The organism is Sulfitobacter sp. 1A13353 (assembly GCF_043557255.1).
Lineage (GTDB): Bacteria > Pseudomonadota > Alphaproteobacteria > Rhodobacterales > Rhodobacteraceae > Sulfitobacter > Sulfitobacter faviae.
Genome location: NZ_JBIFFS010000004.1, coordinates 119,679 through 142,677, shown reverse-complemented (window position 1 = coordinate 142,677; position 22,999 = coordinate 119,679). Strand labels below are relative to the sequence as shown.

Sequence of the window (22,999 nt, the reverse complement as noted above, 5' to 3'; positions counted from 1 at the left end):
CATAGCGTTAGGTCGGGGTCTCGACATCATATGAGAAGGTTCCGCAGAGACCCTCGCTGTTGATGTCGACTGGAACAGAGTCTGACTGAAAGACCGCGAGGTTCAAAAGCAGAGAATTGCTGTATGACCTGCTCTCATGGAAGACAAAGTAGATCGGGAGGTCCGATGGCGGCCCACCGCAGATCCTGTTCCCATTGAGCAGCTCGGCCGGAGGTGACGCGGCGCGGAACACTTCTGCTGTTTGCTTGCCATCGCTGGCATAGTCCCAGCTGCGACTGAATGCTCCTTCCGATATCAGCTCGACAGATGTGCCATTTGCAAACTGCAGGAACATTCGGCTGCCCGCTGTGGCAAACTCGGGGTTGCCGGATAGCTTTATCGGGCCGGTGATGGCGGTGGCTGTGCGGCTGTAAGGTCCAAAGTACCGGGTATCCTGCCAAACATGGCGCTCGGACGTGGATTGGGCGAGCACAGAACCCGCCGCTAAGACAAAACCCATTGTCAGGCTGATATTCTTCAGGGCATTCATTTGGCCAAATCTCCCAGTCATTTCCCGTGGAGATTGAGCCTGCGGTGAAGCAGTGTCAATTTGCATCGTTGATGTGTGGAAAGTATTCCCTGCGAGGCCTGTTGCGAAAATCGGTTCAGATACCCATTTTAGGTATTCACGTTTCTAAAAAGGAGATTTCATGAAGGAAGACGTTCAACAGCAGACATTTGACGGCGTCCGAGACGCAAAGAAGAAAGATGAACGGGAGTATCGTGACCCTCAGGACATCGGCATTGAGGTAGCGCGTGGTGGCAAAATGCGGATGGCAGGCGAATACGTCGAGGACTACGACAAGTTCCCCCATATGATCATTCCCGGTGATGACGGGCTTTACAGGGCCCATGTGCCGGCGGCCGTGGCACTGGCCTGGACGACGCCCGAGGAGCGCGCGCAGATCCGCGAGAGGCTGCCAGAGGGCGCCCATCACAGCAGTGATGAGGTTATGGCCATGGTGGCCGAGCTCAATGTCTGGAAGCATGCGATTGCCGAGATCACCCGGACCGATGAAGACAGCCTGACCGTGGTCGATGACATCCCGGTCACCAGCTGGGCTGGCAAGGATGTTCGCCGCCATGAGGGCGTGACGGTTGAGGACTACAAGGCATACCTCTATGAGCCCTACCGCCCCCCGTCCAAAGGCGGCAATACGACGGCTCTTCACATTCACCGCTTCACGCTGGAGGGGAAGCAGTATTCCTTCTTTGCCCGCGGCAGCAAGAAGTGGATTTTCAAATCGGATGAAGCCAGTTTCGATTACATCGTGACCGAAGAAGGGTACCACAACGTGATCCCGACCAGCGTCGTCACCAAAGATGCCAAAGGCAAGGTTATCCAGCGGGGCAACCGTACTCGGAAGAAAACGTTGCGCACGGCACAGACCCGTCCGCCGGGCTCACGGCGCGAGCAGCGCGACTGAGATCAGAGCAGGGGCCTCAGGGCCCCTGCATCTCCATCTCATCCTCCACAGCGCGGTGCTGCCCGTATTCCGGATCCAAGATCTCCGCGGTCGACCGCTCGGGAATGCGCGAGATGATCTCGCCACGGACCTCGGCCGACAGGGCTCCGTAATTGCCGCTCTGCACGTTCTCAAGGATGTACCGGGGGCCACGGGAGATGGCGAGAGCCTTCAAAGCCGCCTCCTGCTCACCGCAGGCTTTCAGACGTGTCACTTCAAAGCGACCCGCCTGGTGGCCCAGCGCCTCTCCGCGGCCACCTCTCACGACGAGCCAATCCGCCTCAGGTTCAGACCCGTCGCGTTTTTCATCGAACATGCGATGGAGGTCGAGCCATGTCTCGAAATGATGAGCGCCATAGTCCTGATAATCAGAGAAACCATAACCGGATCGATCGATCTGCATGCCGGCAAGATTCAGGCTCATATCCATCTTCGTCTTTGCCCCATGATCACCATCATAGTGATCGAGATCTAGTTCGATTTTTACAGGCCGTGCCGACTGGGGCAGCTTCTCGATGAAGCTCTGAAAAGCGGCGACTGCACCCCCGCCAAACTCGGCATAGCCTTTGGGCAGATCGGAGGACTCGGGGAATTCCATGAAGCCGGACCAGCAGGCCGCCCCATCCACCTCGTGAAGCCGCGCCTTGCGCGACAAGGGCGCATTGGGATGGGCATTGCGATAGGCGTTGTTGGCTTTGGCGGCTGCCTTTACGATCGCATGGAGGTGTTCTTTTAGGCGGTCTTTGTTCATGGAGAGATCCTTCTTTGCTTTCAGGATAGGGCGGGGTGTCGTAAATGACGATGAGCGGTTACTCGGCCGCTTCAAGAAATCCCTCGGGCAGTGGGGCCTCCTTCAGGCGCGCCCGCCACCCCATCATGTGGTGCATCGGGGTGTGCCAAACCTCACGGATCTCAAGGGTCAGGCAATTGCCGACAATGACCTCGGCCGGGATGGCCCAGAGAGAAAACTGGATATAGCACATCAGCGCCGCCGTCCGGTCGACGTCCACGGCCTGAACCCAGATCGTCTGCTCAGGGCGGTGCCCAGACCGCATCAGGATATCTACGATCGGCAGGATCATACCGCCCGCGCCACAAGCCGGTTCGGAGATGGTGATGAAAGGCTTCTCTTTGAGGCGTTCATCCAAATTCGCAAAAGACATTTCGGCCATCATCTTGGAGACGTTCTTGGGGGTGTAAAACTGCCCACGGCGCGCATCGCCCAACTCGAGATCCATGAAGATGTCCCCGAGGAAGTCCTCCGGGCCCAACTCGAGGGCCATGACCGTAATCGACAAGAGCTTGGTCAGGCGCTCCTGATCCTCGGGCTGATAGGATCTGATGATCGAGAGGTATTCTGCCTCAAGCGGTTCTGACTTATGGCATGCGTTTCGCAAAGAGATTGCGCTTACCGTGACAAAATCACAGAAGACCTTGAACCGGTGATGATATCGCGCGGTCTCATTGAAGAGAGCCAGGAAAGCTTTTTTGTGCTCCGGGAGCGTCATCATCCCCTTAATCGCATGCTTCACGTGACCCTCCTTTGAAAAACAATATGCTAGAACATGTGGTGCGAATAATAAATTTGCAATGAAAAACGACAGGAGTGAGGAACTTCAACGTTTTATAGAGGTTCATTATTCGCAATGACCCTTGCTGCCGTATCAATGAACATGCGCAACTAACAACAGGAGGTTTCATAAATGAGGCCCAACAAGACCGCTGTCAGTACGATCTCTATCATGGCAATCGCCGTGGCTCTCATGGGTGCCCCCGCATTTGCGTGGCAGGACAAAGGGATTATGACCCGTGCGGATGCACTTCAGATGGCTGGCGAGCGTTTCGACAAGGTCGATGCGGACGGTGATGGTGTGGTGACCGCTGAGGAGCGCAAAGGCGCTCGGATGCATGCAAAAGGCAAGATGGATAAGGCAAAGCGGCCGCATTTGGACCGCGGCGAATTCTTCTCCAAGATCGATGCCGATGGCTCTGGCGACCTGAGCCTGGAAGAGTTTAGCAGTGCCGCCAAGCGCATGGAGAAGCATCGTGAGGCTAAGCGCGACCTGAAGCACGAGGGCAAACACGATCGCAAAGCGAGGCAGACCCCGGCCGAGCGCTTCGCTGAGTTGGACGCCAATCAGGATGGCGTTCTGAGTAAGGATGAATTCGGCCCCGTCAAAAAGCACCGCAAGAAGCACGGCGCAAAAAAGCACAAAGACAAATAGCGCCAGGGTGTGAGCTTGATCTCACGATGGGGCAACCTCTGGGCTGACCTTTTCCATATCGAATGAAGCGAGAAAGCGCCGACCTGTGACTGCTGATTGATTGATTGCCCCGGTCATGGAATATTGTACATCCTGGAATTTCGCATTTCATTACTCGAATTAACACTGGAGCCTTAATGGCGCATATAACAACGTCGGCAAAAATGAACGGTGATGATGAGCAATTTTACTTTCAGGCTGGGGGTTACGTCCTTCTGCGCATCACGCGCACACCGGGGGTAGACAGCTTTTCGATCATGACCGCTACGGCATCGGAGAAAGTCGCACATAGGCCCGCCAGAAAGCCACGACCAAAGCTGGAGATCTTCACCAAGGCAGATGGATCAACTCTCCGTGGAAAATCGAAAACCGACCAGGCCCCTTCTGCAAAGGCCCCTTTAGCTTATCCAGATACGGATAGGCTGATTGCGGCGGTTGCCTCGGTCATCGCGATCGATGAGACCGATATGGAGGAAGATCACTGTGGACGGCCCTATGTGAAGATCCGCGGTGTCACCAGCGCCATGGCGGTCCGCGACTTTGGGAACCAGATTGCCAGGATCCTTGGCCTTGAGACCCGTAATGTCCCATGGAGCTTTGAGGAGATACAGACGGTCCATGAGGAGTTCTCGGTCTCCGGCACCGGCGAAGATGTCTATCTGAATAAGGATATGAACGTTAACAGCTTCGGAGATGTCGTAGAGCCATGAAGATGATGGGTTTTCAATCAGCATGCTTCAATGTTCGCAAAATGCGAGCAACGATCACGTTGACAGGTGTTCGCACTGTTTTGGAAGTCGCTTGCGCTGAAAAGCCGATATCATACGAGGGCCTGGCAGCTGCGATAGGATCATCCCTCAACAACACATACATGCAGGTTGCAGTTTTGTCAGATGGACATGCTGGTCAACCGGGCGCTGGTATGTTGGAGCGCACTCAAGGTGAAGACCGCAACAAAATACATCTGACCCTAACAAGTGAAGGCCGCGCGCTTGTTAAAAACTTCACGGAGGCAATTGATGGTTGCTCAACCCAATATCTTCAACATGCCATCATACCAGCGATCAATGCACCCAGACAGTTGAAGGCCAACATGACTTTGGGGGCCTTTTGCGTGCTGATGTATATCGACAGGAACTGTGACCGTTTCGACAATGAAGAAGCCTCTGGCATAATAGCCCGTGATCTGAAGCTCAGTAACTTGCCCAGGATTCTCTATCTACTATCAAATGGCACAGAAGCGCGCTCTGGCCTGGGCCTTATCGATCTGCCGAGAGCAGCTAATCGAAGAAAGGTTGTGCCTAGACTGACCATGGCCGGAAGGCACCTCCTGTCAGATATCACGAATATCCTGGAGGCCGGATCGCCGTATTTGGAACCAAATATCTTCAAAGATGAGGTGGCGCATTGCTCATTCGAACCCTGATTATCGGGCCGCTGTCACTTCATGCCGTCAGAAACATGCCACATGAGGCTGCAACGTCGCGGCCGACGCGCGGGACGATCTTCGAGCCTGAGAGGGGCATATCTTCTCCCAGGACCTCCAGTGCCTGCGCATAGGCGGCATCACTCGCCTCGCGCCCGGTCCGCGGCCCGAAGCTGTTGTAGCGAACGAGATTCAATCGCGTTTTCAAGGAAGAATTCCTGAGGAAGTTCCGCAAAGCGATATGATCGCAAAGACGATCGTTCTCGCCCGAGATCAGCGCGTGGTGAATGACCACGTCGCGCCCCGTGGCCTCCTGCCAGGCGCGCAGCCGGGGCAGGGTGGTCTTCGGGGCATCTGCCTTCGGCAGCCAACGCCTGCGAAAGCTCGGCCGCAGGGAGTAGAGTGACCAATAGAAGGTCACCGGGTGCCCCGCAAAGGATTTCACGAGATCCACATTGCGGGCGCCCACAGGAAAGATTGATGACACATTGATGCGGTGATTGATGCCGCGCTGTTCTGCGGCTGCGCGGATCGGCGCGATGAACCGGTCAAAGTCATTGCAGAAGTTCGGGTTCAGGAGGGGCTCGCCGCGTGCCATCATATTGACGTTCATGCGCTCAACCGGGGTATCCAGGCTGTCGTAATGTGCCAGGACCCGTGCGAACTGGGCATGGTACTCCTCGATCGTCGCTTGGCCCATCGAGACCTCGCGCAACTGGGTGAGATGGCAGAACCTGCAGGATTGATTGCAGCCGGTCTGTGAGGAGAGATAGGCGATGAAGTATTCTGACCTGCGCTGAACGAAACGGGCCTCAAGTGCGCCACCGTCTTTCGTTTTCGCAATGAAGTTTACCGAGGCATCGATCTCCGATGCGCGCCTATTCCACTCTAATGTCATCGAGGACTCCTGCCACAGCTTCTTTTTCGCAGCTATGCCAGGAGAATGGGGATACAAACCTTAATCCACAGGTTCGTTGGTCAGCAGACATACAGAGGGGAGCAGGCGGCGCTGTTCGGCCCCACCGTTAATTCGAAGGCCGCTCAAGCTGCCTTGGTCTTGGCGCGCGTCTTCTTGGTGGCCTGCTTTGGTGTCGCTTCGGGTCCGGCCTTCTGATCCCGTTCATATTTCAAGCGGGCCGCACGCAGCCGTTCCGTCTTTGCTTCGCGAAGGCCGTTTTCTGCCTCGATGATTTCGGTTGCTGCGGCTGTAGTGCGCTCAGCCTTTGTCTCCATTTTGGAGGGGGTGTAGACAGAATTTTTCGAGGTCATGTAATCTCTTTCATATGGCGGAGCCTCCGCCCTGCGCGGCTTCGGTGCGAAGCGGCGACCATTGATTTATATATAGGCCACGAGACCCAAAATTAAACGGTTGCCACCCGCGCGGCCTAAAATCGCTCGATGTTTTTTTGGGACACAGATATCTACTAAATTCGCATGAGCCTCACTTTTGGCTGGTGCAGGCCATACCGCAGCCATAGCCTGCCTGCATATTTAGCTCAGATTTTGCAATTCTCAGGTGATTCATGGTTCTCAAGTTCATTAAGTCGGTTCTCATTATTCTCGGGTTGGTGTTTGGCTCTGTAATCGTTTCGGTGATCTCGCCACATCTGGGGTTCTACCTGGGTCTTGCCCTGCTGATCGTACCGCTCATCGCACTTATAAAGCCCCTCCCACAGATCGGATTGGGGCATAGAGGGTTCAGCTTTTCGGTGGCATTCTTCGTAGGCATTATGGCCACGATGATTGGCTACAGCACAATGCAGTCGGTAGACCTGGAAGCTATGTCAGCACTCAAGGCCGCAGACCCGGAGGCTTATCTTGCAGAACTAGAAAAGAAAGATCGTGACATCTGGCTGACAGAGCTGGAGGAGATCGATCCGGAGCGACATGCCGTGGCCATAGAAGAGGAGCGGGTACGCCTCGCCGCGCAAGAAGCCCGCCGCTCTGAAGAGGAGGCAGAGCGGGCTGCTCAAAAGGTGATCGATGACGCCAAGCAGGCCGAGATCGTACGGATTGCCGAAGAAAAAGAGGCCGCCAAACGGGCAGAGACGCGTGCCGCAGACATCAAAAGCTACCTGGAGATGATGGACCGTGAGATGGCGGATCTGAAGAAGTTCAATGTCTCCGAATACACGTCAGATGTTGATACCATCAACAGCGCTGTTGTACTGCAAAACCTCTGGGTAATGCTCTACGAGGAGGGCAAGCAATACCGAGACGATCCAGCCGTGAAGGCAAAGCACGATGCCTATCGGCGTCAGATTGTCTCAACCCAAAAGCGCATGCTGCCGGCCTTGCGTGATGCCTATGGCCCTGCCATGCGCCAGTTGCTCTGGGAGGCAGATGGATATGCACGCACAATCGGCTCAGGGTACAAAACTGTTGAGTTCGTGGCGGCAAGCTTCGCGCGCAACGCAAACATCAAAGAGACCCATACTGAGATCAGAGATATGTTGGTGCGGCTGCGCTTTACCCGGGCGCAGTACAAGTGGTTCAAGCAGGCCTCAGAGTACAGCTATTACACAATGGATGCGCCCTCAGACCAAGAACTGGTCATCTGGGAAGGAAATGGTAATTTTCGGGTCGTGAAATGACGCGCGCGACTGCTTAGGTTGTATGCAAGGGCATGGTTGGAGGCTTTCAATGAAGCGAATGACAGGTTTACGAACATCAGGATTGGCTCTGATCGTGGCGCTGACCACTACGGCCTGCACAGATCCCTATTTCAGCCAGGACCTCGAGAACATTGGGGCCAGCAAGGATCTGTCCGGCATCTCTTCCACTGATCTTTGCGATGCGGCGTCCTATTTTACCTATGATGACGACCCGTCCGAACGGACGAAAGCCCGGCGGCTCTTGGCGGAAGTCCATAACCGCGGCCATATCTCTCGCAAGGATTACAACAGCGCTTTGACCGGCGATGCTGAGCTTGGGATGACCGATATGGCCGTGACCTGCGCTTGGGGCCTACCCTACAGCGAAGAGGAATATTACCTCGCCGACGGGCGTAAATACACGCGGTGGGTCTATCAATATGATGACTACGGCAATGATCGCAGCACCATCGAATTCGTCAATGACCGGGTCGTCTCGTTAGACACTGACGGTTAAGATTGATGGAAGGCGTCCTATCTTTCATCATCTTCTTGATCGCGATCGCATTCGTGATCTGGCTTTATATCCTGCTTCCGGCGGGCATGGCCGAGCGGCGCAACCGCAGCCAGATCATCTGGGTCATGATAAGCCTTGTCGGTTTGCCGATCTTGGCGTGTCTGCTGTTGCTGGCCCTCGGGAACGCAGACTGACGTCAGCGCGGGCGCCTTCAAAGCATCTCAGGTTCTTCTTCAGGAGGCTTCACCTTGGATTCTGCTTTGTTGGCAAGCCCGCGGACCTCGCCTTCAAACTGGAGCCCGGTAATCCCCGAGAGATCAGGATAGTCCTGCACAGCTCCCTCAGGGTCGAGCCCCAGCGAGATATGCGCATTGAACTCCGGGAAGGCGAAATGCGCGCCGGCCGCGACCAGCGCGCGGTGCCGCGCCTCGATCTCAGGGCAACGCATGGTCAGCACCAGGTGAGGGCCGAACCGGTCAAAGGCAAGATCCTGCGGCACGATCTCCAGGGGGCCTTCCATCGCTTGGAAGACGGGCAAGCTCCAGTCGACCTCGCGCTTGGAATAGATCAGCGTCATATGCAGCTCGACTTCACGTTCAAAGTCGAACCCCGCCATCATCTCGACGATCCGGTCATTGTCGGCCGGGGCGAGGGGGCGTTTGATGTAGAGGGACTTCAGGCTCATTGGGGTTCTCCGAGTTCGTTCGAGACATCTGCCGCTAATTTACGGGCCTCGCGGTCACGGTGAGTGATCATCTCAGGCATCTCGAAGGTGCCAGCAGCCATGATCGGCAGCGCATCTGCTTTATCGAGATCATAGAGCATGTCATCGCCATCTTGCTCGAAGGCCATGAGAGTTTCAGGATCCAGCATGTAGCGAAAGTTCGATCCCGCCGGCGCCAGCGCGCAGAAGGCGGAGCTGCTTTGCGCCAAGGTATCGAGAAACGCACCCGCGCCTGCTTTCGAGAAGCCACCCGTTTCCAGGATCTCCGCGAACCTTGCGCGCGGGCCGCAGAGGAATTGCCCCTCATCGACAAGACGCTTCAATCCACGGACTTCACCGCGGTAGGCGATGACCCCATCCGGGCCCGCTTCGACAGATACGGATTCATCCTGGCGCAACATCATCTGGGAGATGCCAATCTCATTCAGTGGAAGGAGATTCATGAGCATGCGGCCGACAACGCTGTCATATTGATCGCGCCGGTTCAGCTCTTTGCTTCTCAGGGCATTTGACCAAGCCTGCCAGGCTTTGATGGAGGTGTCATAGTCGATTTCTTCGCAGTGGAAGCTCATCAGGCCGTAGACCTCGACCGGCTCTTGGCTGGGGTCGCTGTCTTTATAGGCGATATACCTTGGGGGTGGCTCGAGGGTGCTCCCATCGCGCGCACAGAAGCTTGCTTGGAGGCCATCCATTTTGATGTCGACGTGCTCACCCGTCATCCATGACTTCAAGCCCCACCCAGTGTAGGGATCCATGCCGCCCCCTGACAGAAGATCCGGAAGGTTCTTGAGGATGGCTGCGTCGATCGCGTCGTAGTCGTCTTTGAAGACAACTCGGAAGAAATCCGGCACGTCCCGGACCGCATTTGTGATGAAGAGGTTTGCCAGAGTTCGACAATCCCAATCTTCGCACTGGCCCCGCAGCGCGCGGTTCCAAACCAATTTGAACTCCGTGTCATGTCCCAGATCATCGATGTCCTGAATCCGACCCTGCTCTCCAAGGTCTTTGAAAAGAGGCTCAATGATCTCCTTCTGAACTGCGCGTTCATAGATATCGAGATGGGTGTTGCAGCCTCGAACCTCTTTCCCGGGTCGGTTGTCCTTGAGGATCTGCAGAAGCTTCTCCTCGATATCAGCGGCGTTGGGGGTCATGTCATCTCCGGCGTAGGGTCAGCTGTTGCGAGAAAACTAAAGCTTTCCGGTGAAAGTGCAGTGACACAGACAAGATTCCCTGGAAAACCGTTTGGGCAGTTCATCTCCTCCTCGATCGTTTCCCCCACACCGTCTTCGGGATCTACCCGGAGCTGAGACCGGTCAACTTCGACTTTCAGTACAACACCAACCATTTTCTCGCTGGCATACCACTGAGCATTATCTGATGTGGTCGTAAGGTAGAGATACCGCGCCTGGCCGCATTGGCCGCCACTGCGGCCGCGCTCTGGGGCCCATCCATATTGCATGAGCTCTCGCGCGGAAGCATCTGATGTCCCATGATAAAGCACCATTGGTTCAGCTTGCGTCACGTGGTGCTTCCGCAGGCCTGTCGGACGGGTCCGAGGTCTCTGAAGGCTGGGCGAGATCGCACCGCCGATGATCATACTTCCCACGCCATCCATTGCACATCCAGCATTTGGCAAAGCTGAGCGGCGCGCCGGACTTCAAATGAAAGCCGGACCCGTGGCAGGCGCCGCAGCGCTCTGTGACCATTCGTCCATCGGGGTATGATAATGGCATTCTGAAACCTGTGAGTTTGGGTATACGTGTTAATTATGCGCAACAATGCTTTTCGCAAAGCCCTAAAGCCCCTATCTTCTGAGCAGAGACAAGAAGCGCCAGCGGCTCCGCTGGACAGGCAGCAGGAAAACAGCATGGCAAACGAGCAGTATTTGGTGGCACGCGGCGGGCGCGCGAAAGAGGTTCTGGAGAACTGGCGGCAGGATTACCTCGCATCGCACAAGCGCCTGGTGGCTTATATGGATGAGATTGGCGCCATTGGCTGCTTTCTTGAGAAATTCGAGAAGCCCTACGCATTCAAATTCCAGAACGACACCGTCCCTGAGGGGTGGACCAAGCCTGGTGCTCAGGGTGCCAGCCGACCTAAGAAAACCAACAAAGAGGCCGCCAAACGCTTGGATGACCTCGATTGGTGTGCGCCGCTTGAGATTGTCGCGACCCGAGAGCTGGGCTTGCCCGATCTCATCAACGTCAATCGCAGCGGTGGAAGCGGGCGCGGTGAGAATTACCTATTGCTGCGCGGGACGAATGCGGCCGCCTTCACGGCGCTCTGGACCGAGCATGCTGATGGATCGCTGGGGGATGTGATCTTGGTCACCCCTGATTATGAACGCCGGAAGACAGAATTCCAAAATCAGAGTAATGCGCAGGTCTCTTGGCGCCCTGAAGGTGCGGACCCGGATGTCGACGTGGGATTTGAACGTCTGTCAAAGGCCGAGGTCGACCTGATGTTCTCTCGTGCCAAAGCCGCGCGGGATGATGTTGAGACGGATCCATACCGTCGGACTGATCTGGTAGAGATCTATGACTTTCGGGTCGATGATAAGGGTACCTTTGAGCTTGAAGCACCGGCGGACCTGAAAGAGCGTGCGGCTCCGCTCTTCGTTGCCGGGCATGGTTTTGTTATCTGGGATCCGAATGACGATGCGGAAGGGTTCCTGCTCACCGGGGAAAGCGAAGAGGATTTGCGCAAGCAGTTCGAGGCTCATGCTCAGGTTTACTTTGATCCGCCAGCGACCCCGGAAGAAGCTGCGCCCGAACTGTAACAGGACGGCTCGTATCGAAGGATGCGGCGCTGGCATGGAAGACGGCAGCTTTGAGGATTGAAAGATCGCGCCAATTCTCTGCCCGTTAACCCGCTGTGGGACGTGCTGAACCCCGGCTACGATTTGGAGTGATGTTTTAGTCGACCTTCTAACTTGTCGTTTGACAATTTAAGAAGATGGGGTATCTTCAGTGCCAAGGAAGAAGCACACGTCAAAAGAAATCGAGGCTGTCATCCAAGAGCTGGAACCTCTCGGATGGGACCTGATTGAAGGCAAGGGGCATGTTTGGGGGATTCTCCGCTGTCCAGCCAACGATAAGGAGTGCCGCTGCGGCACGTTCTACAACATGTCGGTGTGGTCCACACCCAAGAACCCGCAGCAGCACGCGAAGAAGGTTAGGCAGAAGGCCCTGTCTTGCGTGAGGCTCGAGAAGAAAGGCGAAGGAAAAGCCGATGGCTGGAGAATTCGAATTCGAACTGGTCTTCGCGCTCCCCGAAGGAGATCACGAGTCATTTGCCCTGTGTGACGCCGTCTTTGAGGCCGGGTTTGAAGATGCCCTTGTGGGCACGGGCCAGGCTGGCCTGATCGGCGTGGAGCTGGAGGTAGAAGGGGACGACGCAGAGGTCGTGATCCTCGATACTGCGCGGGCACTGATCAAGGCTCTCCCGCAAGGCACTATCCTGCGCGAGGTGCGCCCTGACCTGGTCAGCTTAGCCGACGTGGCAGAGAAGCTGGAGGTTAAACGTCAGGCCCTTCAACAGCGCAAGATGCCACTGCCGGTTTCTGGTGGGCTCTACCGTATCGATGAGATGGTCGCCGCCGTGATGGAGGCCTCAAAGCCGCAAAAAGGCCAGAGGCGCCCGCGCATGAACATTGATGCAGCGTCGAAGTGGTTCCGGGCTGGAATGGCCGCACGCAAGGTGAATGCACAGCTGACGATGTCCGAGATTAATCCCGCGACGATTGAACGTTCGCCGCGGCCGGAGAGGGAAGAGCATTACCTCAGCTGATCCTAATGAGAATGCCGCTCGGACAAGAACCCGAGCGGCATTCTCAGACGGTCATTTCAGAGAACTTTCACGCCTCAAGAGCAGGCCAGCTCGACACGGGCACCACCGGTGCCCTGATTGGAAATTTCAATGAGTTTTGCCTCAAAGTCGTAGGTCTCACCGTGATCAACTTCCGGCATGTCATCCGGATCAATGTGACAGCGCACCGTTGCAGTACCAGACCAAAGTGCCGACGGCTCCCACTCAAAACCTTTCCAGACGAGATTAGGTGCTGATCCGCGGTCGATCTCGGTTGGTAAGACGGCATTGCTCAAGATGATGTTGCCTTTCTCAAACCCCAAGTCACCCATGGTCATTGAGACTTGAGCCCCATCAGCGAGCATCGAAGTGGCCCGATGGGCATCCAGCAACATGACGTCCGCAATGTTCTTGATCGGATCCTTTCCATCGATTTGGGAAAGGAGATCATTAAACCATTGCACCGCTTCCCTTTGTGATGAAACGACTTTTTTGAAGGGTGAATTGGCACTCGATAGAGAGCCTTGTTCGCCGTAATTTTCATCCGCTTTGCCGCTTGGAAGAATGGTTCTAACGAAAGATACGTTGACCCCCGCGGGATCGTCACAGTGGTAGTTTTGGGAGCACTGGTCGTTCATATTTCCCGCATCTTTATCGCAGGGGTTCCCATTATCAATATGACGATGAATTATGTAATTCCCACTCTCCATGAGAAGCATCGATCTCGCTTTTGGACCTCCGTCAGGACTGTAGGTGAGCAACAACCAGGCATTATTGAACCTGTTGAGGCCGTATGTCACGGGAGCATTGAAAAGCTCTTCTTCCTCGGAGAGGGAAAACTGATCGCCCACCGACAGGCATGCGACGGGTTGAGATTTGAGATTGCCTTGAGCGAATGTTGAAGTGGCGCTTGCAAGCAGTACAACCACGGCGGCGCTGTAAAAAATCGGTTTGAGCAAATTTATCTCCATATCATAGCCAGCAGGGGAAATTACTGCTTTGAAATGCCCATGGGACGCAGCGACCCCGCTTGCTAAGATATCTACTCGTTAAACGAGCACTCGGTAAATACCATTCGTCGCAAAGAGGGCGCTATGGGGCAGGCGGCGTGATGGCGAAGTCAGGATCCGCCTCGGAAAGCTCTTCGAGGGAGAACTGCATTTCTTCCGGCGCGCGTTTCACCATCTCCAGGCTTTCCGGATCAAGGCTGTGAACCGTGAGACCCTTCCAGCTGTTCGCCTCATACTCCTCATTGATCCGGTCCCAAAAGGCCTCCGTTGCCCCGGCTCTGGAGATCACGGCGGTGATGTTGAACTCACGCGCGATGTCGATCGCCGCCAGACGGGGATCATTAAACGCCCGGGAATATTCGTTGTAGTCGTGGTTATAGGCCACCACCCAGATTGAGGACCCCTGGGTTTTGTTTGATGCGTCCGACATGAGGTCTCCTCGTTGATCATGATTGGCACTTACTGATCTTCTTTCATTCAATAAGAGCTGCAAAGCTTTTCTTTTTCGGCATCCTGACACAAGTATAGGGAAGTGCAAAATTCGCAACGATAAAGAGTGACAGTGGAATGACCGGACAGACCCTCAAGCCAACGGCCGTAGCTGAGATTGTTGACGCCCATGCTCTCGATGGCGACACACCTCAGACACTCTTCACGCAGATCCATGCCTGTCTGACCGCCCTGGGGCGGGATGTGCTCATCAACTTCGATACTGGATACCATGGCGTGGGAATCCGCGCGACGTTCCAAGGAGAGGCCGGGGATCTGCCGCGGCCTTTGTTTGACGCGCTCTACAAGATCACCTCGCCGCTGCTTGGCTGTGAGATTGAAGACTGGCATGATCAGAAGCAGACTTGCGGTCGGTTGATGATCGGACGCAGCGACGGTGTTTTCCTTGACTGCGAGGACATCGACGGGGACTGGGACTACCAGCGCTATATCGACCTCGAGACATTGGCCGACATGAAATTTCCCGAGCCGAAGGACGGTTCCGAGCCATTGCTCGTCCCGGAATAAGCCCCTCAGTCAGATTATGCGGACGCCCGACGCGAACGCTCACCTAAAGGAGAACCGTTATGGATTTTCGCAAAGTCATCTCACCCAAATCTCAGGCGGCCTCCGCGCGCCGGCGTGCAGCCGTCATGGCCTTTCAGAACGATACACCTGAAGGGCAGGCGGCAACACTGCTGCATGCAGCCCGCACACTGCGCGAAAGCGGTGCCTTCTCTAAGGATCAGCGCTACAGCTACGACGAATGGGCCCTCTACAGGGTCGTCCCGGAGTTGGCGATGAAGCTGGACCCCAGTATTGAACTGCAGGATGTCGAGAACCCGGATGAGGAAGAACGCGTAGATCAGGTTACCTGGCTACGCGGTGCGCCGGCGGAGCGCCTCGAGAGCGCCGCGAAATCAATCATGGCAAATGCCTCCTTCTCACGGATCCGGGACAGCAGCGATGAAATGAACGATCTGGCGGACGCGACATTCGGGTACAACACCTGCTACTTCTCGGTTGCCGCAGATACTGTCTTTCCGGGTTGCGCACCGGAGCGGGAAGATCTCGACACCCGTGATCCGCTGACTGGCCAATATGTTCTGTGCTGCCACAAGAGTGGCTACGAGCGGGTGATGCAATACAGCGAGGACGCAGCAGAGATCGACAAGGTCTTTGATACGCTGGTGCGGGTCACCGCGGGTGAAGAGCTCCGCGATGAGGATGCCTGGGTAAAAGAACGCCTCTCCTGGTATCCGATGTTGAAACAGGACGGAAAGAACGGCCGTGAGCGCCTGGCTTCGATCGAGATCCAGGATGCCTCTGGAGAGGTCCTGCGCAAGCACTCCCTTGAGCGTGAACCCGATGAAACACCTGAGATGGCCTGAGGTCATTCCCGAAATTCAAGATAAGGACCATCCCCATGGCCAAAGAGATCTACCTCATCGCCGAAGCCGGTCGCCCCAAGCAGGTGCTTGAAAAATGGCGCGAAGACATGTTCGCAGCTGATGGCCGGCTCAAAGCATATATGGAAGAAATCGGTGCCGTCGGCGCATTCCGCCTGCCTTTTGAAAAGCCCGGCGCCTTCAAGTTTCCCCGGAATGAGGCACCTGAAGGATGGACGAAACCTACGCGCAATGGGGCTTCTCGGCCCAAGAAGAGCAACCACGATGCGATCGCAAAGCTCGAGGGTATCGAATGGTGCAACTCTCTTACCAATGTCGTCTGCAATGAGATTGGCCTGCCGCACTCCGTACATGGAGAGGCGGAGTCCTGGGGCCGCTCTAGTCACGGCCTGAGCCGCGGGACGATCAACACCTTCTCCGTCTGCTGGACGGCATACCCAGGTGGTCGTCTCAGTGACGTCATCCTGATCGCACCGGATGCGCATGATGCTGTCGAGAAAATCGGTCTAGATCCCGAGAGTCTGACCTGGCTGCCTGAAGGCACGTCGCCTTCACTCCCCGCCGGCATGCGGGCGATGACGGAAGCCGAAGTCGACTTGATGTTTGCCCAGGCAAAGGTTGCACGTAAGGTAGCCAGAAAGGCCCTCGAAGAAGAGGCGAGCCCGTCGCCTTGATCTATTGGACCGTTATGGCCTTACCGAGCGCAAAGCCTGTCAGAGCGGGGTAGCGCGAGAACACGCCTTGCTCTTTGGAGGCGATCTTGGCCAGTCGGGCGCGGCAGGCCAAGATGGAGCTGCGGTCTCTCGGATCCAACTCCCGGAATACTGCCAAGACGGGCATCGCCACTTCGACGGTGGTTGCGAGGGTCCCGCGCTCGCTGAACTCCGTGTTGAACGCGCCTTTGCCGATGTCGTCGACAAGTGCAAAAGCCTCGCGGCAGACTTTTGGGTAATCAAGCATTAGGGAGCACCTCTTATTGGGATGCTGTTGAGGCTGGCATATCGAAGTCTGCAAGCCAAGTTAGGAAAGCGGTGCCACCTTCCATCTTTTCGATGCTTGCCTGTCATGGATGTCTCCGTCTTGCGACATCCATTACAAGTCAGATCGAAGAGGGTAGACGATGACCGAGAAGCCAGATTTTCAAAAGACACCGGACCGGGTGAGCCCGAGGTGGATAATATTCACATCCCGGGCCGAAACTACAGCAGCAGCCAGGTCGAAGACACCGGCTGTGCGCTCTGTCGCCGCAAAGTGGGGTACTGGGAGCACGACGGCACGCAGCGCTATGGCACCGAGGGACAGAGACGCCGTTATGTCTGGTCCTTGGCGCCGCAGGATATCCCCGCAAAATGCACCATTTGCGATGATTGTATTGAACCCATCATTGCACGCGGCGATCTGGAGCTCTGCGAAGACGATCAGGGCCGGAATGTAGGAAGTCTCAGCGACGCTTCTATCAAAGCTCTTTTCACCCAGGGCGCGCGTGAGGCGATCAATATCTTTGCCGAGATCAGTGAGATGCCGGACAGACCAAGCGGCTTCATTTTGCCCCTTACGATCCTTGAGATCGAGCAAATGATGAATTTTGCCGATCAAGCCAGTGGCACATATAGCCATTATGGAGCAGGCAAAGGTTACGCGCTGGCGGCCCTGGCGTTCGACAAGGTCCTTCGCGATCCATCCTTCATGGATGCCGCGGATTATTACGTCGAAATCTGGCTTGAGGCCCAGAGGCTCGAATGGGAGGCCTCGGAGGCCCTATATTCATCTTCAGAAGACCTGTACGAGCAGCTTCTCGAGGCCACAAGAAACGCTGCAGATACCGCCGAGGATAAATAGAACGGCCGGGCAGGGCCCGGCCAATAGATCACATGACCATGTCGAGCTCGTCTTCTTCGATCTGCGTGACTTCGATGCCCGGCTCACAAGGGTCAGCCGTGATCAATTCCAGAGGCCCATTTGCAACCTCAACATGAATGTCATTCATCGGAAGGAAGTCCCCAACGAGTTCGAGGGGCTTGCCCACTTCTCGCAAGTCATAGATCAGCGGCATGCCATCGTCATAAGCGCCATCGCGCGTAGTGAGGCCCACGGCATAGATGTCCTCGTCAAGCTGGGTGATCAGAGCCTCACCGAGACTGTCGCCGCGGCGCAGGAGCGCCACCGTGCGGGCATTCTCCATGCTGGAGGTGACCAGGATCTCGCGTCGCCGGTTCCGGGCGCCCATGATGCCGCGCACGAGGCCATCATATTCATCTTCCGAGCGCACCACCTGACCGCCGTCTGGTGCAGCACCAGCCGTGCGGAGGTAAGCGATCGTATCTCCCTGATCTGTATTTCTGAAGCGTAACTCGACCTTCATCTGCCGTCCCTTTCTCTTTTTAAGGAGACATTATGCGGGGCTCGTGAAAATAACTAAGCCAAACCAAGCATATATGAGGTCGGACACAATTAACATTGCTTCGCAATAAAAACAGGATCAGCCGCGATGCGGATCGCAATACCTGTCCCAATGCAGCGGGAGGCCTCGGCATTTCTGCCGAGGCCTTTCTCGCTTACGAAGGCTCGTCGTCGAGATCGTCGTCCTCGAGATCGGCCTGCGCATTGTGCCATTCGACCAAGGCGAGGTTCGAATCCTGCGCAAGTCCTGCGAGATACGATCCTTCCTGAGGTGTCATATCGGGCCCGCTGCGCTCCATGACCATCGAACGCTCCCAGCCATCGCCGTCGTAGATCCCCCGCAGGTAGCAATCGGCTTCCTCCTGCGTATTGAAATCGATAACCCGCACCTCGCCAAAGGCGTCGTCCCCGATGGGCTCGTTGCTGTCGATCGCCGAGGTGAACTCACCGCCAAAGACCATAACGATCTGGTGTTTCTTTGCGGCCACTTGCGCAGACTTGGGGGCGCCCTCGGCCGCCTTCAGCGTGGCCATGAGAGCGGCTTGGTTCTCGAAGCCGAGGACCTCTGCGATCAGGTCGATGCGCTGAAGATGGGAAAGCCTGGCGTTGTCGGGGTTGCCCATGAGTTTGGACAGGGCTGAGATGTGCGAACGCTTGATATCGAAATCCAAAATGATGCTCCTAAGCGACCGTCATATCGAGTTGACCCCGTTACCCGCTCCGATCGCTGGATGATCATCGTGGAATGTTTCGAGGAGCGGTTTGGCATCTTGGGGCCGCCGGGTTCGCTCCGACCCTGAAACTTACCTAAGTGCGCATTTATGCTTCGTCAAGGTTTTCGCAAGTTACAACCCAGTTGACTGGTCATCCTCTCTGGGGGCCATATCGGCCAGACGATCATAGGCTGCCTCGACCTCTTCGATCGGCGTCTCCATCGTCATTCCATGGTGCCGCGGCCGGACGCCGTAGGTCTCCTTGTAGTGATCAGAATAGGACTGCAGTAGCCGGTGCTTTTCAAGCTCTTCCGGGGTGGTGACACCATATTGGGCCCAATGCTCAGGGTCTTCGACGAGAAGGGACATGAAGCAGCCGTCTATCGGGTTCTCTGCGAGCCAGCGCGCCGGGGCGTTGCCCAGGCGGACATATTCTTCGATGGAACTGCACAGGCGCCAATCGACATGGACGTCGGCGGCCATCATGGAGTTGGTTCGGCTCATCTCTTCGCGCACCAGGCGCTCCGCCTCTGCAGCATCGTCGGTCTCGATGATGCGCGATGGACGCAAAACGCCATCCTCGTCGAAGCCATTTTCATAGATGTTTACCTTATGGGCCATGCTGCAACTCCTGCACTCAATCAGGAATGACTATGGGGGCAGGGCGCGAAAGAACGCAGCCCTGCTTTATTTTTAATGGTATGTCTTAAAGATGTGACAGACCCACACGTTTCTCCAGAACTGGATTGCGTGTGAAATATTCTTCGCGACCATGCACGCCCTTGCCGACGATGCGGAAGAACTGCCGCGGCCCGGCCTCAGGCTGTGCAATGGGCTCATGGGGCGTAAAGATCCCGATCTCGACCACTTCACCGGCTTCCATCATGCGCCCGGTTGTCCGCGGGAACTCGGCGGCGCGCGACGACAGGTCGCCGTCCGGGGTGGTGTCTTCGACATCGAGGTCCCAGATCATGCAGGTGTCCGGGATCGAGTTGGCGATCAGCACACGTGTGTCGCGCTCCAGCTCGACAAATCCAGGCCCATCGCCCCAGGTGGGCGAGCTTGGTCCCCATGTCAGCAGGCTTTCGCGAAGGCAGGCCTCGGTATGGATCGTACGATCGCCGGCGCCATAGCCCCGCTGCGAGGCGCCAGCCGCGACCATGCTTTCGTCGATCGTGATGAGACCCAGCTCGCCTTCCTGGCCGGGCAGGGCGAAGCGTTCCGCCACTTCACCGTAACCCGCATAGGCTTTCGGCAGGCTTTCCGGGCGGCCTTGAATGAAGGGCATCATGTAGCAGCGCGCGCCGGTGTAGGCAGGAAAGGCCATGCGGCCGGAAGACTGTACTGTCATTAAGGTATCCTTAGAGGCTGAGGTTTTGACTACCCTAACACATTGCGAAAAACACGCATATCAGAAATAGAAAGGACGCCAGTTGCCTGGCGCCCTTATCATCATATTGATCCAATCAAGGCTTTTGCAGAGATGAAACAGACTTTCGGGGCATCCTTTTTTTAGCTGGAGCAGACTCTTGCTGTCCTGCGGCAATCATACCCATGGTAGAGGCGTCCTTTGTCTCTTTGGCGGCCGCTGTCACGAAGACCACACTGCCACCTGCAGATGCTGCGTCGCGCAGGGCTTCCATCTCATTGATCGAGGTAAAGAAGTCGAGGCCGGCGCTGGCCGAAAGACCGGTGCTGCCCACAAAGGCCTGCAGCGCTTCTGCGTTGCCTTCGGCCACCTTTTTACGGAAGGACGCATAGGCCTCGGCCTTGATGTTCATCGCCTCACCTTCTGCTTTCGATTTGGCAATCGAAAGGGTTTTCGCAGCTTCACCTTCATTGATCGCCGCTTCTTTCAGGCGCTCAGATGCGATGACGCGGTCGAATGCCTGGCGGAGGTCCTCCGAGGGCTGTGGATCATCGACGAGCACGTTCTCGATCCGGAAGCCAAAACCGGACATCTTTTCAGTCAGAGTGCCTTCGACACCATCTTCGAAGGTATCCCGCGCCTGAAAGAGCTGATTGAACGACAGGCTCGAGGCCGTTGAGCGGACCTGGTTGACGACGTAAGACCGGATCTGGCCCTCAGGGTTGTTCAGCTTGTAGAAGGCGTCCTGGGCCGTGTTTTCGTCGACGCAGAATTGAACCCGGATCGGCACCAGCACGAAGGCATTGTCCGAGGATTTCACGTTCACATCCTCGGAAATCTCGCGGATTTTCAGGGAAAAGTTTTCCGACGCCGCCTGGAACGGCCAAGGTGCTTTGAACGACAAGCCGGATTTTCTCACGGAGGAGAACCTGCCGAAGGTCGAGATGATCTTAACGTGTTGTTGCTGCGTGATAACCACGGTCGATGAGGCCATCAGAAGAAACACGACGGTGAAGATGGCGACATAGATCGCCGTTGCGGAAATAAGCATTAGTTGAACCTTTGCGTTGGGCGTTTAACTCGCGGTTCAGCTATGAGCAAAATAAGACCCTACAATCTCGGTTTTCGCAGATACGATAGGTTATCCACACTTATGGTTGACCATGTCTCGCCACCGAAACCTCACCCAACACTCCGACAGGCAAATTTATCGGATTGATCAAAGAGGGCAGGCCGCCTCTCAGCGGCCTGCTATGCATCACCCCTTCGGCACCCCGACAAGCTCACCCATCCGCGCAATGGCCGCGGCTGGCGACAGCGCCTCTTTGCCCCCGCCGATCTGCAGCATCACTTCGCCACGCTCCACCTCCAGTTTCCCAATCACGATCTGAACCGGGATCAACTGATCGCGGACCATGACGATCCGGCGGCCGAGCCCTTCGGATTGATCAAAAAGGGCAGGGCGCAGCCCCGCGGCGCGCAGCTGGTCCATGACATCCACAGCAGCGTCGCGCTGATCATCCCCAATGGGCAGGACCGCCACCTGTACCGGCGCCAGCCAGAGGGGCAAGCGGCCTTCGCAATGCTCCAGCAGAATACCAATGAAGCGCCCCAAGGACCCCAACACAGCGTGGTGCAGCATCACCGGCTCATGTTTGGCACCGTCCTTGCCAACATAGGATGCGCCCAGTCGGCCTGGCAGGACCATATCGAGCTGGATGGTGCCGCACTGCCAGGAGCGGCCTTTCTTGTCGCGCAGCGCGAACTCCAGCTTGGGCCCGTAGAAGGCACCTTCGCCGAGCTGCAGCTTCGGGTCGAGCCCGCAGGAGAGGGCCGCTTCCAGCAGTTCCTGCTCCGCGTGATCCCAATCCGCATCATTGCCGGCGCGCTTTTCGGGGCGCAGCGAAAGCGCCACCTCGAATTCAGCAAAGCCCAGAGCGGCATAGACTTCCTTCAGCAGCTCAACGAAGCGCGCCACCTCGCCGCGGACCTGACCGGGGTCGCAAATCACATGGGCATCGTCCTGCTCAAAGGCCTTGGTGCGCATGAGCCCGTGCATGGCGCCCGAGGCTTCGTCGCGGTGGCACTGGCCAAACTCGGCGATGCGCATCGGAAGATCGCGCCAGGAGCGCAGATCGGAGTTGAAGATCTGCAGGTGGCAAGGGCAGCTCATCGGTTTCAGCGCCATGTCCCGGCCGCCTTCCTCGCGCGCCGGCACGGCGAACATGTTCTCGCCGAACTTCTCCCAGTGACCTGACGCCTCCCAGAGGGACTGGGGCAGCAGCTGCGGCGAACGCACCTCGCCGTAGCCCAGGCTGCGCATGCGGCCACGGATGTAGTCTTCGAGCTCGCGGTAGATCTGCCAGCCGGCAGCGTGCCAGTAGATCATGCCCGGGGCATCTTCCTCGATGTGATAGAGATCGAGGCGGCGCGCGAGCACGCGGTGGTCCAGAGGATCCATGCCTTGCTCTTGTGGAATATTCAGGTCTTGGTGGCTGTTCTTATTCATTGTCTTGGTCCTTTTGAGGGGTATCAGATTGGACGCGAGACAATAAAAAAACCCGCGTCGGTGGCGGGGTTCAAAGTCTGGTATGTTGATCAGATCAACTCACACGACAACGCTCCGCCCGGGATGGGTGGTTGTTGTCGTCGTGGTGGAGGCGATCATGTTCATCATGAGGCCTAAGTAAGCCAGAGATTGCATCCGGTCAACGTTTTTTCGCATACTCACTCCAGCGGTGCTGGAGTGAGGGCGGCAGCACATCTCATGGG

The 22,999-nt window shown here is 56.4% G+C and carries 30 protein-coding genes; 13 read left to right on the top strand and 17 right to left on the bottom strand.

Features of this window, described 5'->3' with window-relative positions:
• Positions 1–7 precede the first annotated feature (7 nt).
• On the bottom strand, positions 8–529 hold the full coding sequence (locus ACGYLO_RS11365) for a hypothetical protein (protein WP_273055720.1): 522 nt from the start codon (positions 527–529) through the stop codon (positions 8–10).
• Between the two features lie 160 nt (positions 530–689).
• On the opposite strand from ACGYLO_RS11365, the gene ACGYLO_RS11360 reads away from it, so the two are divergent.
• Positions 690–1,466 carry a hypothetical protein gene (locus ACGYLO_RS11360; protein ID WP_394376547.1) on the top strand — a complete coding sequence of 259 codons (777 nt, stop codon included), beginning with the start codon at positions 690–692 and terminating at the stop codon, positions 1,464–1,466.
• A 16-nt stretch (positions 1,467–1,482) separates the two neighbouring features.
• On the opposite strand, the gene ACGYLO_RS11355 is transcribed toward ACGYLO_RS11360, so the two are convergent.
• Positions 1,483–2,256 carry a hypothetical protein gene (locus ACGYLO_RS11355; RefSeq protein WP_273055716.1) on the bottom strand — a complete coding sequence of 258 codons (774 nt, stop codon included), beginning with the start codon at positions 2,254–2,256 and terminating at the stop codon, positions 1,483–1,485.
• Between the two features lie 58 nt (positions 2,257–2,314).
• Positions 2,315–3,037: an N-6 DNA methylase gene (locus ACGYLO_RS11350; protein ID WP_394376546.1), complete on the bottom strand. Its 723-nt coding sequence runs from the start codon at positions 3,035–3,037 to the stop codon at positions 2,315–2,317.
• 171 nt (positions 3,038–3,208) lie between these two features.
• Between ACGYLO_RS11350 and ACGYLO_RS11345 the strand changes: the two genes are divergently transcribed.
• The 3 genes from ACGYLO_RS11345 to ACGYLO_RS11335 all read left to right on the top strand — a co-directional run bounded on the left by ACGYLO_RS11345 (position 3,209) and on the right by ACGYLO_RS11335 (position 5,195).
• Positions 3,209–3,730, top strand: a complete 522-nt coding sequence (locus ACGYLO_RS11345) for an EF-hand domain-containing protein (RefSeq protein WP_394376545.1) — start codon at positions 3,209–3,211, stop codon at positions 3,728–3,730.
• 176 nt (positions 3,731–3,906) lie between these two features.
• Complete coding sequence (locus ACGYLO_RS11340) at positions 3,907–4,479, top strand: hypothetical protein (protein WP_394376544.1); 573 nt, start codon at positions 3,907–3,909, stop codon at positions 4,477–4,479.
• A gap of 2 nt (positions 4,480–4,481) precedes the next feature.
• Positions 4,482–5,195 (top strand): hypothetical protein, encoded by a 714-nt coding sequence (locus ACGYLO_RS11335; RefSeq protein WP_394376543.1) that lies wholly within the window; start codon positions 4,482–4,484, stop codon positions 5,193–5,195.
• Positions 5,196–5,214: 19 nt separating this feature from the next.
• On the opposite strand, the gene ACGYLO_RS11330 is transcribed toward ACGYLO_RS11335, so the two are convergent.
• Positions 5,215–6,150, bottom strand: coding sequence for a radical SAM protein (locus ACGYLO_RS11330; RefSeq protein WP_394376542.1), 936 nt, complete (start codon positions 6,148–6,150; stop codon positions 5,215–5,217).
• Positions 6,151–6,236: 86 nt separating this feature from the next.
• On the bottom strand, positions 6,237–6,464 hold the full coding sequence (locus ACGYLO_RS11325; RefSeq protein WP_273055706.1) for a hypothetical protein: 228 nt from the start codon (positions 6,462–6,464) through the stop codon (positions 6,237–6,239).
• 254 nt (positions 6,465–6,718) lie between these two features.
• Between ACGYLO_RS11325 and ACGYLO_RS11320 the strand changes: the two genes are divergently transcribed.
• Genes ACGYLO_RS11320 through ACGYLO_RS11310 form a run of 3 tightly spaced genes read left to right on the top strand, consistent with a single transcriptional unit; the run spans position 6,719 to position 8,500 of the window.
• The gene (locus tag ACGYLO_RS11320) at positions 6,719–7,789 is read left to right on the top strand and encodes a hypothetical protein (RefSeq protein ID WP_394376541.1); all 1,071 of its coding nucleotides are present in this window, start codon (positions 6,719–6,721) and stop codon (positions 7,787–7,789) included.
• A gap of 58 nt (positions 7,790–7,847) precedes the next feature.
• Entirely contained in the window at positions 7,848–8,306 is a 459-nt protein-coding gene (locus tag ACGYLO_RS11315; protein WP_273055702.1) for a hypothetical protein, read from the top strand.
• Between the two features lie 5 nt (positions 8,307–8,311).
• The gene (locus ACGYLO_RS11310; protein WP_394376540.1) at positions 8,312–8,500 is read left to right on the top strand and encodes a hypothetical protein; all 189 of its coding nucleotides are present in this window, start codon (positions 8,312–8,314) and stop codon (positions 8,498–8,500) included.
• A 17-nt stretch (positions 8,501–8,517) separates the two neighbouring features.
• On the opposite strand, the gene ACGYLO_RS11305 is transcribed toward ACGYLO_RS11310, so the two are convergent.
• From ACGYLO_RS11305 to ACGYLO_RS11295, 3 genes are read right to left on the bottom strand one after another with little or no spacing between them, the layout of a single operon-like run.
• A complete protein-coding gene (locus tag ACGYLO_RS11305) occupies positions 8,518–8,991 on the bottom strand; it encodes a hypothetical protein (protein WP_394376539.1) in 474 nt (157 codons plus the stop codon).
• Positions 8,988–10,181: a hypothetical protein gene (locus ACGYLO_RS11300; protein WP_394376538.1), complete on the bottom strand. Its 1,194-nt coding sequence runs from the start codon at positions 10,179–10,181 to the stop codon at positions 8,988–8,990. The genes ACGYLO_RS11305 and ACGYLO_RS11300 overlap by 4 nt, the downstream gene beginning before the upstream one ends.
• Positions 10,178–10,552 (bottom strand): hypothetical protein, encoded by a 375-nt coding sequence (locus ACGYLO_RS11295; protein WP_394376537.1) that lies wholly within the window; start codon positions 10,550–10,552, stop codon positions 10,178–10,180. The genes ACGYLO_RS11300 and ACGYLO_RS11295 overlap by 4 nt, the downstream gene beginning before the upstream one ends.
• Positions 10,553–10,897: 345 nt before the next feature.
• Between ACGYLO_RS11295 and ACGYLO_RS11290 the strand changes: the two genes are divergently transcribed.
• Entirely contained in the window at positions 10,898–11,809 is a 912-nt protein-coding gene (locus ACGYLO_RS11290) for a hypothetical protein (RefSeq protein WP_394376536.1), read from the top strand.
• Between the two features lie 452 nt (positions 11,810–12,261).
• Positions 12,262–12,819, top strand: a complete 558-nt coding sequence (locus ACGYLO_RS11285) for a hypothetical protein (RefSeq protein ID WP_394376535.1) — start codon at positions 12,262–12,264, stop codon at positions 12,817–12,819.
• Positions 12,820–12,893: 74 nt separating this feature from the next.
• Here the strand turns inward: ACGYLO_RS11285 and ACGYLO_RS11280 are convergent, their stop codons facing one another.
• Positions 12,894–13,796 (bottom strand): hypothetical protein, encoded by a 903-nt coding sequence (locus ACGYLO_RS11280; RefSeq protein WP_394376534.1) that lies wholly within the window; start codon positions 13,794–13,796, stop codon positions 12,894–12,896.
• Between the two features lie 133 nt (positions 13,797–13,929).
• On the bottom strand, positions 13,930–14,277 hold the full coding sequence (locus ACGYLO_RS11275) for a hypothetical protein (protein ID WP_394376533.1): 348 nt from the start codon (positions 14,275–14,277) through the stop codon (positions 13,930–13,932).
• Between the two features lie 137 nt (positions 14,278–14,414).
• Here ACGYLO_RS11275 and ACGYLO_RS11270 point away from each other — a divergent pair, with 137 nt between their 5' ends.
• The 3 genes from ACGYLO_RS11270 to ACGYLO_RS11260 are packed head-to-tail and all read left to right on the top strand — an operon-like array spanning position 14,415 to position 16,419.
• Entirely contained in the window at positions 14,415–14,864 is a 450-nt protein-coding gene (locus tag ACGYLO_RS11270; RefSeq protein ID WP_394376532.1) for a hypothetical protein, read from the top strand.
• A gap of 59 nt (positions 14,865–14,923) precedes the next feature.
• A complete protein-coding gene (locus ACGYLO_RS11265) occupies positions 14,924–15,727 on the top strand; it encodes a hypothetical protein (RefSeq protein WP_394376531.1) in 804 nt (267 codons plus the stop codon).
• Positions 15,728–15,762: 35 nt separating this feature from the next.
• Positions 15,763–16,419 (top strand): hypothetical protein, encoded by a 657-nt coding sequence (locus ACGYLO_RS11260; protein WP_394376530.1) that lies wholly within the window; start codon positions 15,763–15,765, stop codon positions 16,417–16,419.
• Position 16,420: 1 nt separating this feature from the next.
• Here ACGYLO_RS11260 and ACGYLO_RS11255 read toward each other — a convergent pair whose 3' ends face one another.
• Positions 16,421–16,705, bottom strand: a complete 285-nt coding sequence (locus ACGYLO_RS11255) for a hypothetical protein (RefSeq protein WP_394376529.1) — start codon at positions 16,703–16,705, stop codon at positions 16,421–16,423.
• A gap of 210 nt (positions 16,706–16,915) precedes the next feature.
• Here ACGYLO_RS11255 and ACGYLO_RS11250 point away from each other — a divergent pair, with 210 nt between their 5' ends.
• Positions 16,916–17,584: a hypothetical protein gene (locus ACGYLO_RS11250; RefSeq protein WP_394376528.1), complete on the top strand. Its 669-nt coding sequence runs from the start codon at positions 16,916–16,918 to the stop codon at positions 17,582–17,584.
• Between the two features lie 28 nt (positions 17,585–17,612).
• Here ACGYLO_RS11250 and ACGYLO_RS11245 read toward each other — a convergent pair whose 3' ends face one another.
• The 6 genes from ACGYLO_RS11245 to thrS all read right to left on the bottom strand — a co-directional run bounded on the left by ACGYLO_RS11245 (position 17,613) and on the right by thrS (position 22,760).
• On the bottom strand, positions 17,613–18,107 hold the full coding sequence (locus ACGYLO_RS11245; RefSeq protein ID WP_273055679.1) for a hypothetical protein: 495 nt from the start codon (positions 18,105–18,107) through the stop codon (positions 17,613–17,615).
• Between the two features lie 193 nt (positions 18,108–18,300).
• Complete coding sequence (locus ACGYLO_RS11240; RefSeq protein WP_273055677.1) at positions 18,301–18,816, bottom strand: hypothetical protein; 516 nt, start codon at positions 18,814–18,816, stop codon at positions 18,301–18,303.
• 174 nt (positions 18,817–18,990) lie between these two features.
• A complete protein-coding gene (locus tag ACGYLO_RS11235; RefSeq protein ID WP_394376527.1) occupies positions 18,991–19,479 on the bottom strand; it encodes a hypothetical protein in 489 nt (162 codons plus the stop codon).
• 85 nt (positions 19,480–19,564) lie between these two features.
• Positions 19,565–20,209: a hypothetical protein gene (locus ACGYLO_RS11230; RefSeq protein WP_273055674.1), complete on the bottom strand. Its 645-nt coding sequence runs from the start codon at positions 20,207–20,209 to the stop codon at positions 19,565–19,567.
• A 115-nt stretch (positions 20,210–20,324) separates the two neighbouring features.
• Positions 20,325–21,278 carry an SPFH domain-containing protein gene (locus ACGYLO_RS11225; RefSeq protein ID WP_273055672.1) on the bottom strand — a complete coding sequence of 318 codons (954 nt, stop codon included), beginning with the start codon at positions 21,276–21,278 and terminating at the stop codon, positions 20,325–20,327.
• A 207-nt stretch (positions 21,279–21,485) separates the two neighbouring features.
• On the bottom strand, positions 21,486–22,760 hold the full coding sequence (gene thrS, locus ACGYLO_RS11220) for a threonine--tRNA ligase (protein WP_394376845.1): 1,275 nt from the start codon (positions 22,758–22,760) through the stop codon (positions 21,486–21,488).
• Between the last annotated feature and the right edge of the window lie 239 nt (positions 22,761–22,999).

Bases quoted from the DNA above. Each gene is read 5' to 3' on its own strand.
- ACGYLO_RS11265 (WP_394376531.1), top strand. From the start codon at position 14,924: ATGGATTTTCGCAAAGTCATCTCACCCAAATCTCAGGCGGCCTCCGCG.
- ACGYLO_RS11335 (WP_394376543.1), top strand. From the start codon at position 4,482: ATGATGGGTTTTCAATCAGCATGCTTCAATGTTCGCAAAATGCGAGCA.
- ACGYLO_RS11345 (WP_394376545.1), top strand. From the start codon at position 3,209: ATGAGGCCCAACAAGACCGCTGTCAGTACGATCTCTATCATGGCAATC.
- ACGYLO_RS11290 (WP_394376536.1), top strand. From the start codon at position 10,898: ATGGCAAACGAGCAGTATTTGGTGGCACGCGGCGGGCGCGCGAAAGAG.
- ACGYLO_RS11365 (WP_273055720.1), bottom strand. From the start codon at position 529: ATGAATGCCCTGAAGAATATCAGCCTGACAATGGGTTTTGTCTTAGCG.
- ACGYLO_RS11245 (WP_273055679.1), bottom strand. From the start codon at position 18,107: ATGAAGGTCGAGTTACGCTTCAGAAATACAGATCAGGGAGATACGATC.
- ACGYLO_RS11260 (WP_394376530.1), top strand. From the start codon at position 15,763: ATGGCCAAAGAGATCTACCTCATCGCCGAAGCCGGTCGCCCCAAGCAG.
- ACGYLO_RS11255 (WP_394376529.1), bottom strand. From the start codon at position 16,705: ATGCTTGATTACCCAAAAGTCTGCCGCGAGGCTTTTGCACTTGTCGAC.
- ACGYLO_RS11225 (WP_273055672.1), bottom strand. From the start codon at position 21,278: ATGCTTATTTCCGCAACGGCGATCTATGTCGCCATCTTCACCGTCGTG.
- ACGYLO_RS11285 (WP_394376535.1), top strand. From the start codon at position 12,262: ATGGCTGGAGAATTCGAATTCGAACTGGTCTTCGCGCTCCCCGAAGGA.
- ACGYLO_RS11355 (WP_273055716.1), bottom strand. From the start codon at position 2,256: ATGAACAAAGACCGCCTAAAAGAACACCTCCATGCGATCGTAAAGGCA.
- ACGYLO_RS11320 (WP_394376541.1), top strand. From the start codon at position 6,719: ATGGTTCTCAAGTTCATTAAGTCGGTTCTCATTATTCTCGGGTTGGTG.
- ACGYLO_RS11230 (WP_273055674.1), bottom strand. From the start codon at position 20,209: ATGACAGTACAGTCTTCCGGCCGCATGGCCTTTCCTGCCTACACCGGC.
- ACGYLO_RS11360 (WP_394376547.1), top strand. From the start codon at position 690: ATGAAGGAAGACGTTCAACAGCAGACATTTGACGGCGTCCGAGACGCA.
- ACGYLO_RS11270 (WP_394376532.1), top strand. From the start codon at position 14,415: ATGACCGGACAGACCCTCAAGCCAACGGCCGTAGCTGAGATTGTTGAC.
- ACGYLO_RS11340 (WP_394376544.1), top strand. From the start codon at position 3,907: ATGGCGCATATAACAACGTCGGCAAAAATGAACGGTGATGATGAGCAA.
- ACGYLO_RS11315 (WP_273055702.1), top strand. From the start codon at position 7,848: ATGACAGGTTTACGAACATCAGGATTGGCTCTGATCGTGGCGCTGACC.
- ACGYLO_RS11310 (WP_394376540.1), top strand. From the start codon at position 8,312: ATGGAAGGCGTCCTATCTTTCATCATCTTCTTGATCGCGATCGCATTC.
- ACGYLO_RS11325 (WP_273055706.1), bottom strand. From the start codon at position 6,464: ATGACCTCGAAAAATTCTGTCTACACCCCCTCCAAAATGGAGACAAAG.
- ACGYLO_RS11235 (WP_394376527.1), bottom strand. From the start codon at position 19,479: ATGGCCCATAAGGTAAACATCTATGAAAATGGCTTCGACGAGGATGGC.
- ACGYLO_RS11300 (WP_394376538.1), bottom strand. From the start codon at position 10,181: ATGACCCCCAACGCCGCTGATATCGAGGAGAAGCTTCTGCAGATCCTC.
- ACGYLO_RS11275 (WP_394376533.1), bottom strand. From the start codon at position 14,277: ATGTCGGACGCATCAAACAAAACCCAGGGGTCCTCAATCTGGGTGGTG.
- ACGYLO_RS11305 (WP_394376539.1), bottom strand. From the start codon at position 8,991: ATGAGCCTGAAGTCCCTCTACATCAAACGCCCCCTCGCCCCGGCCGAC.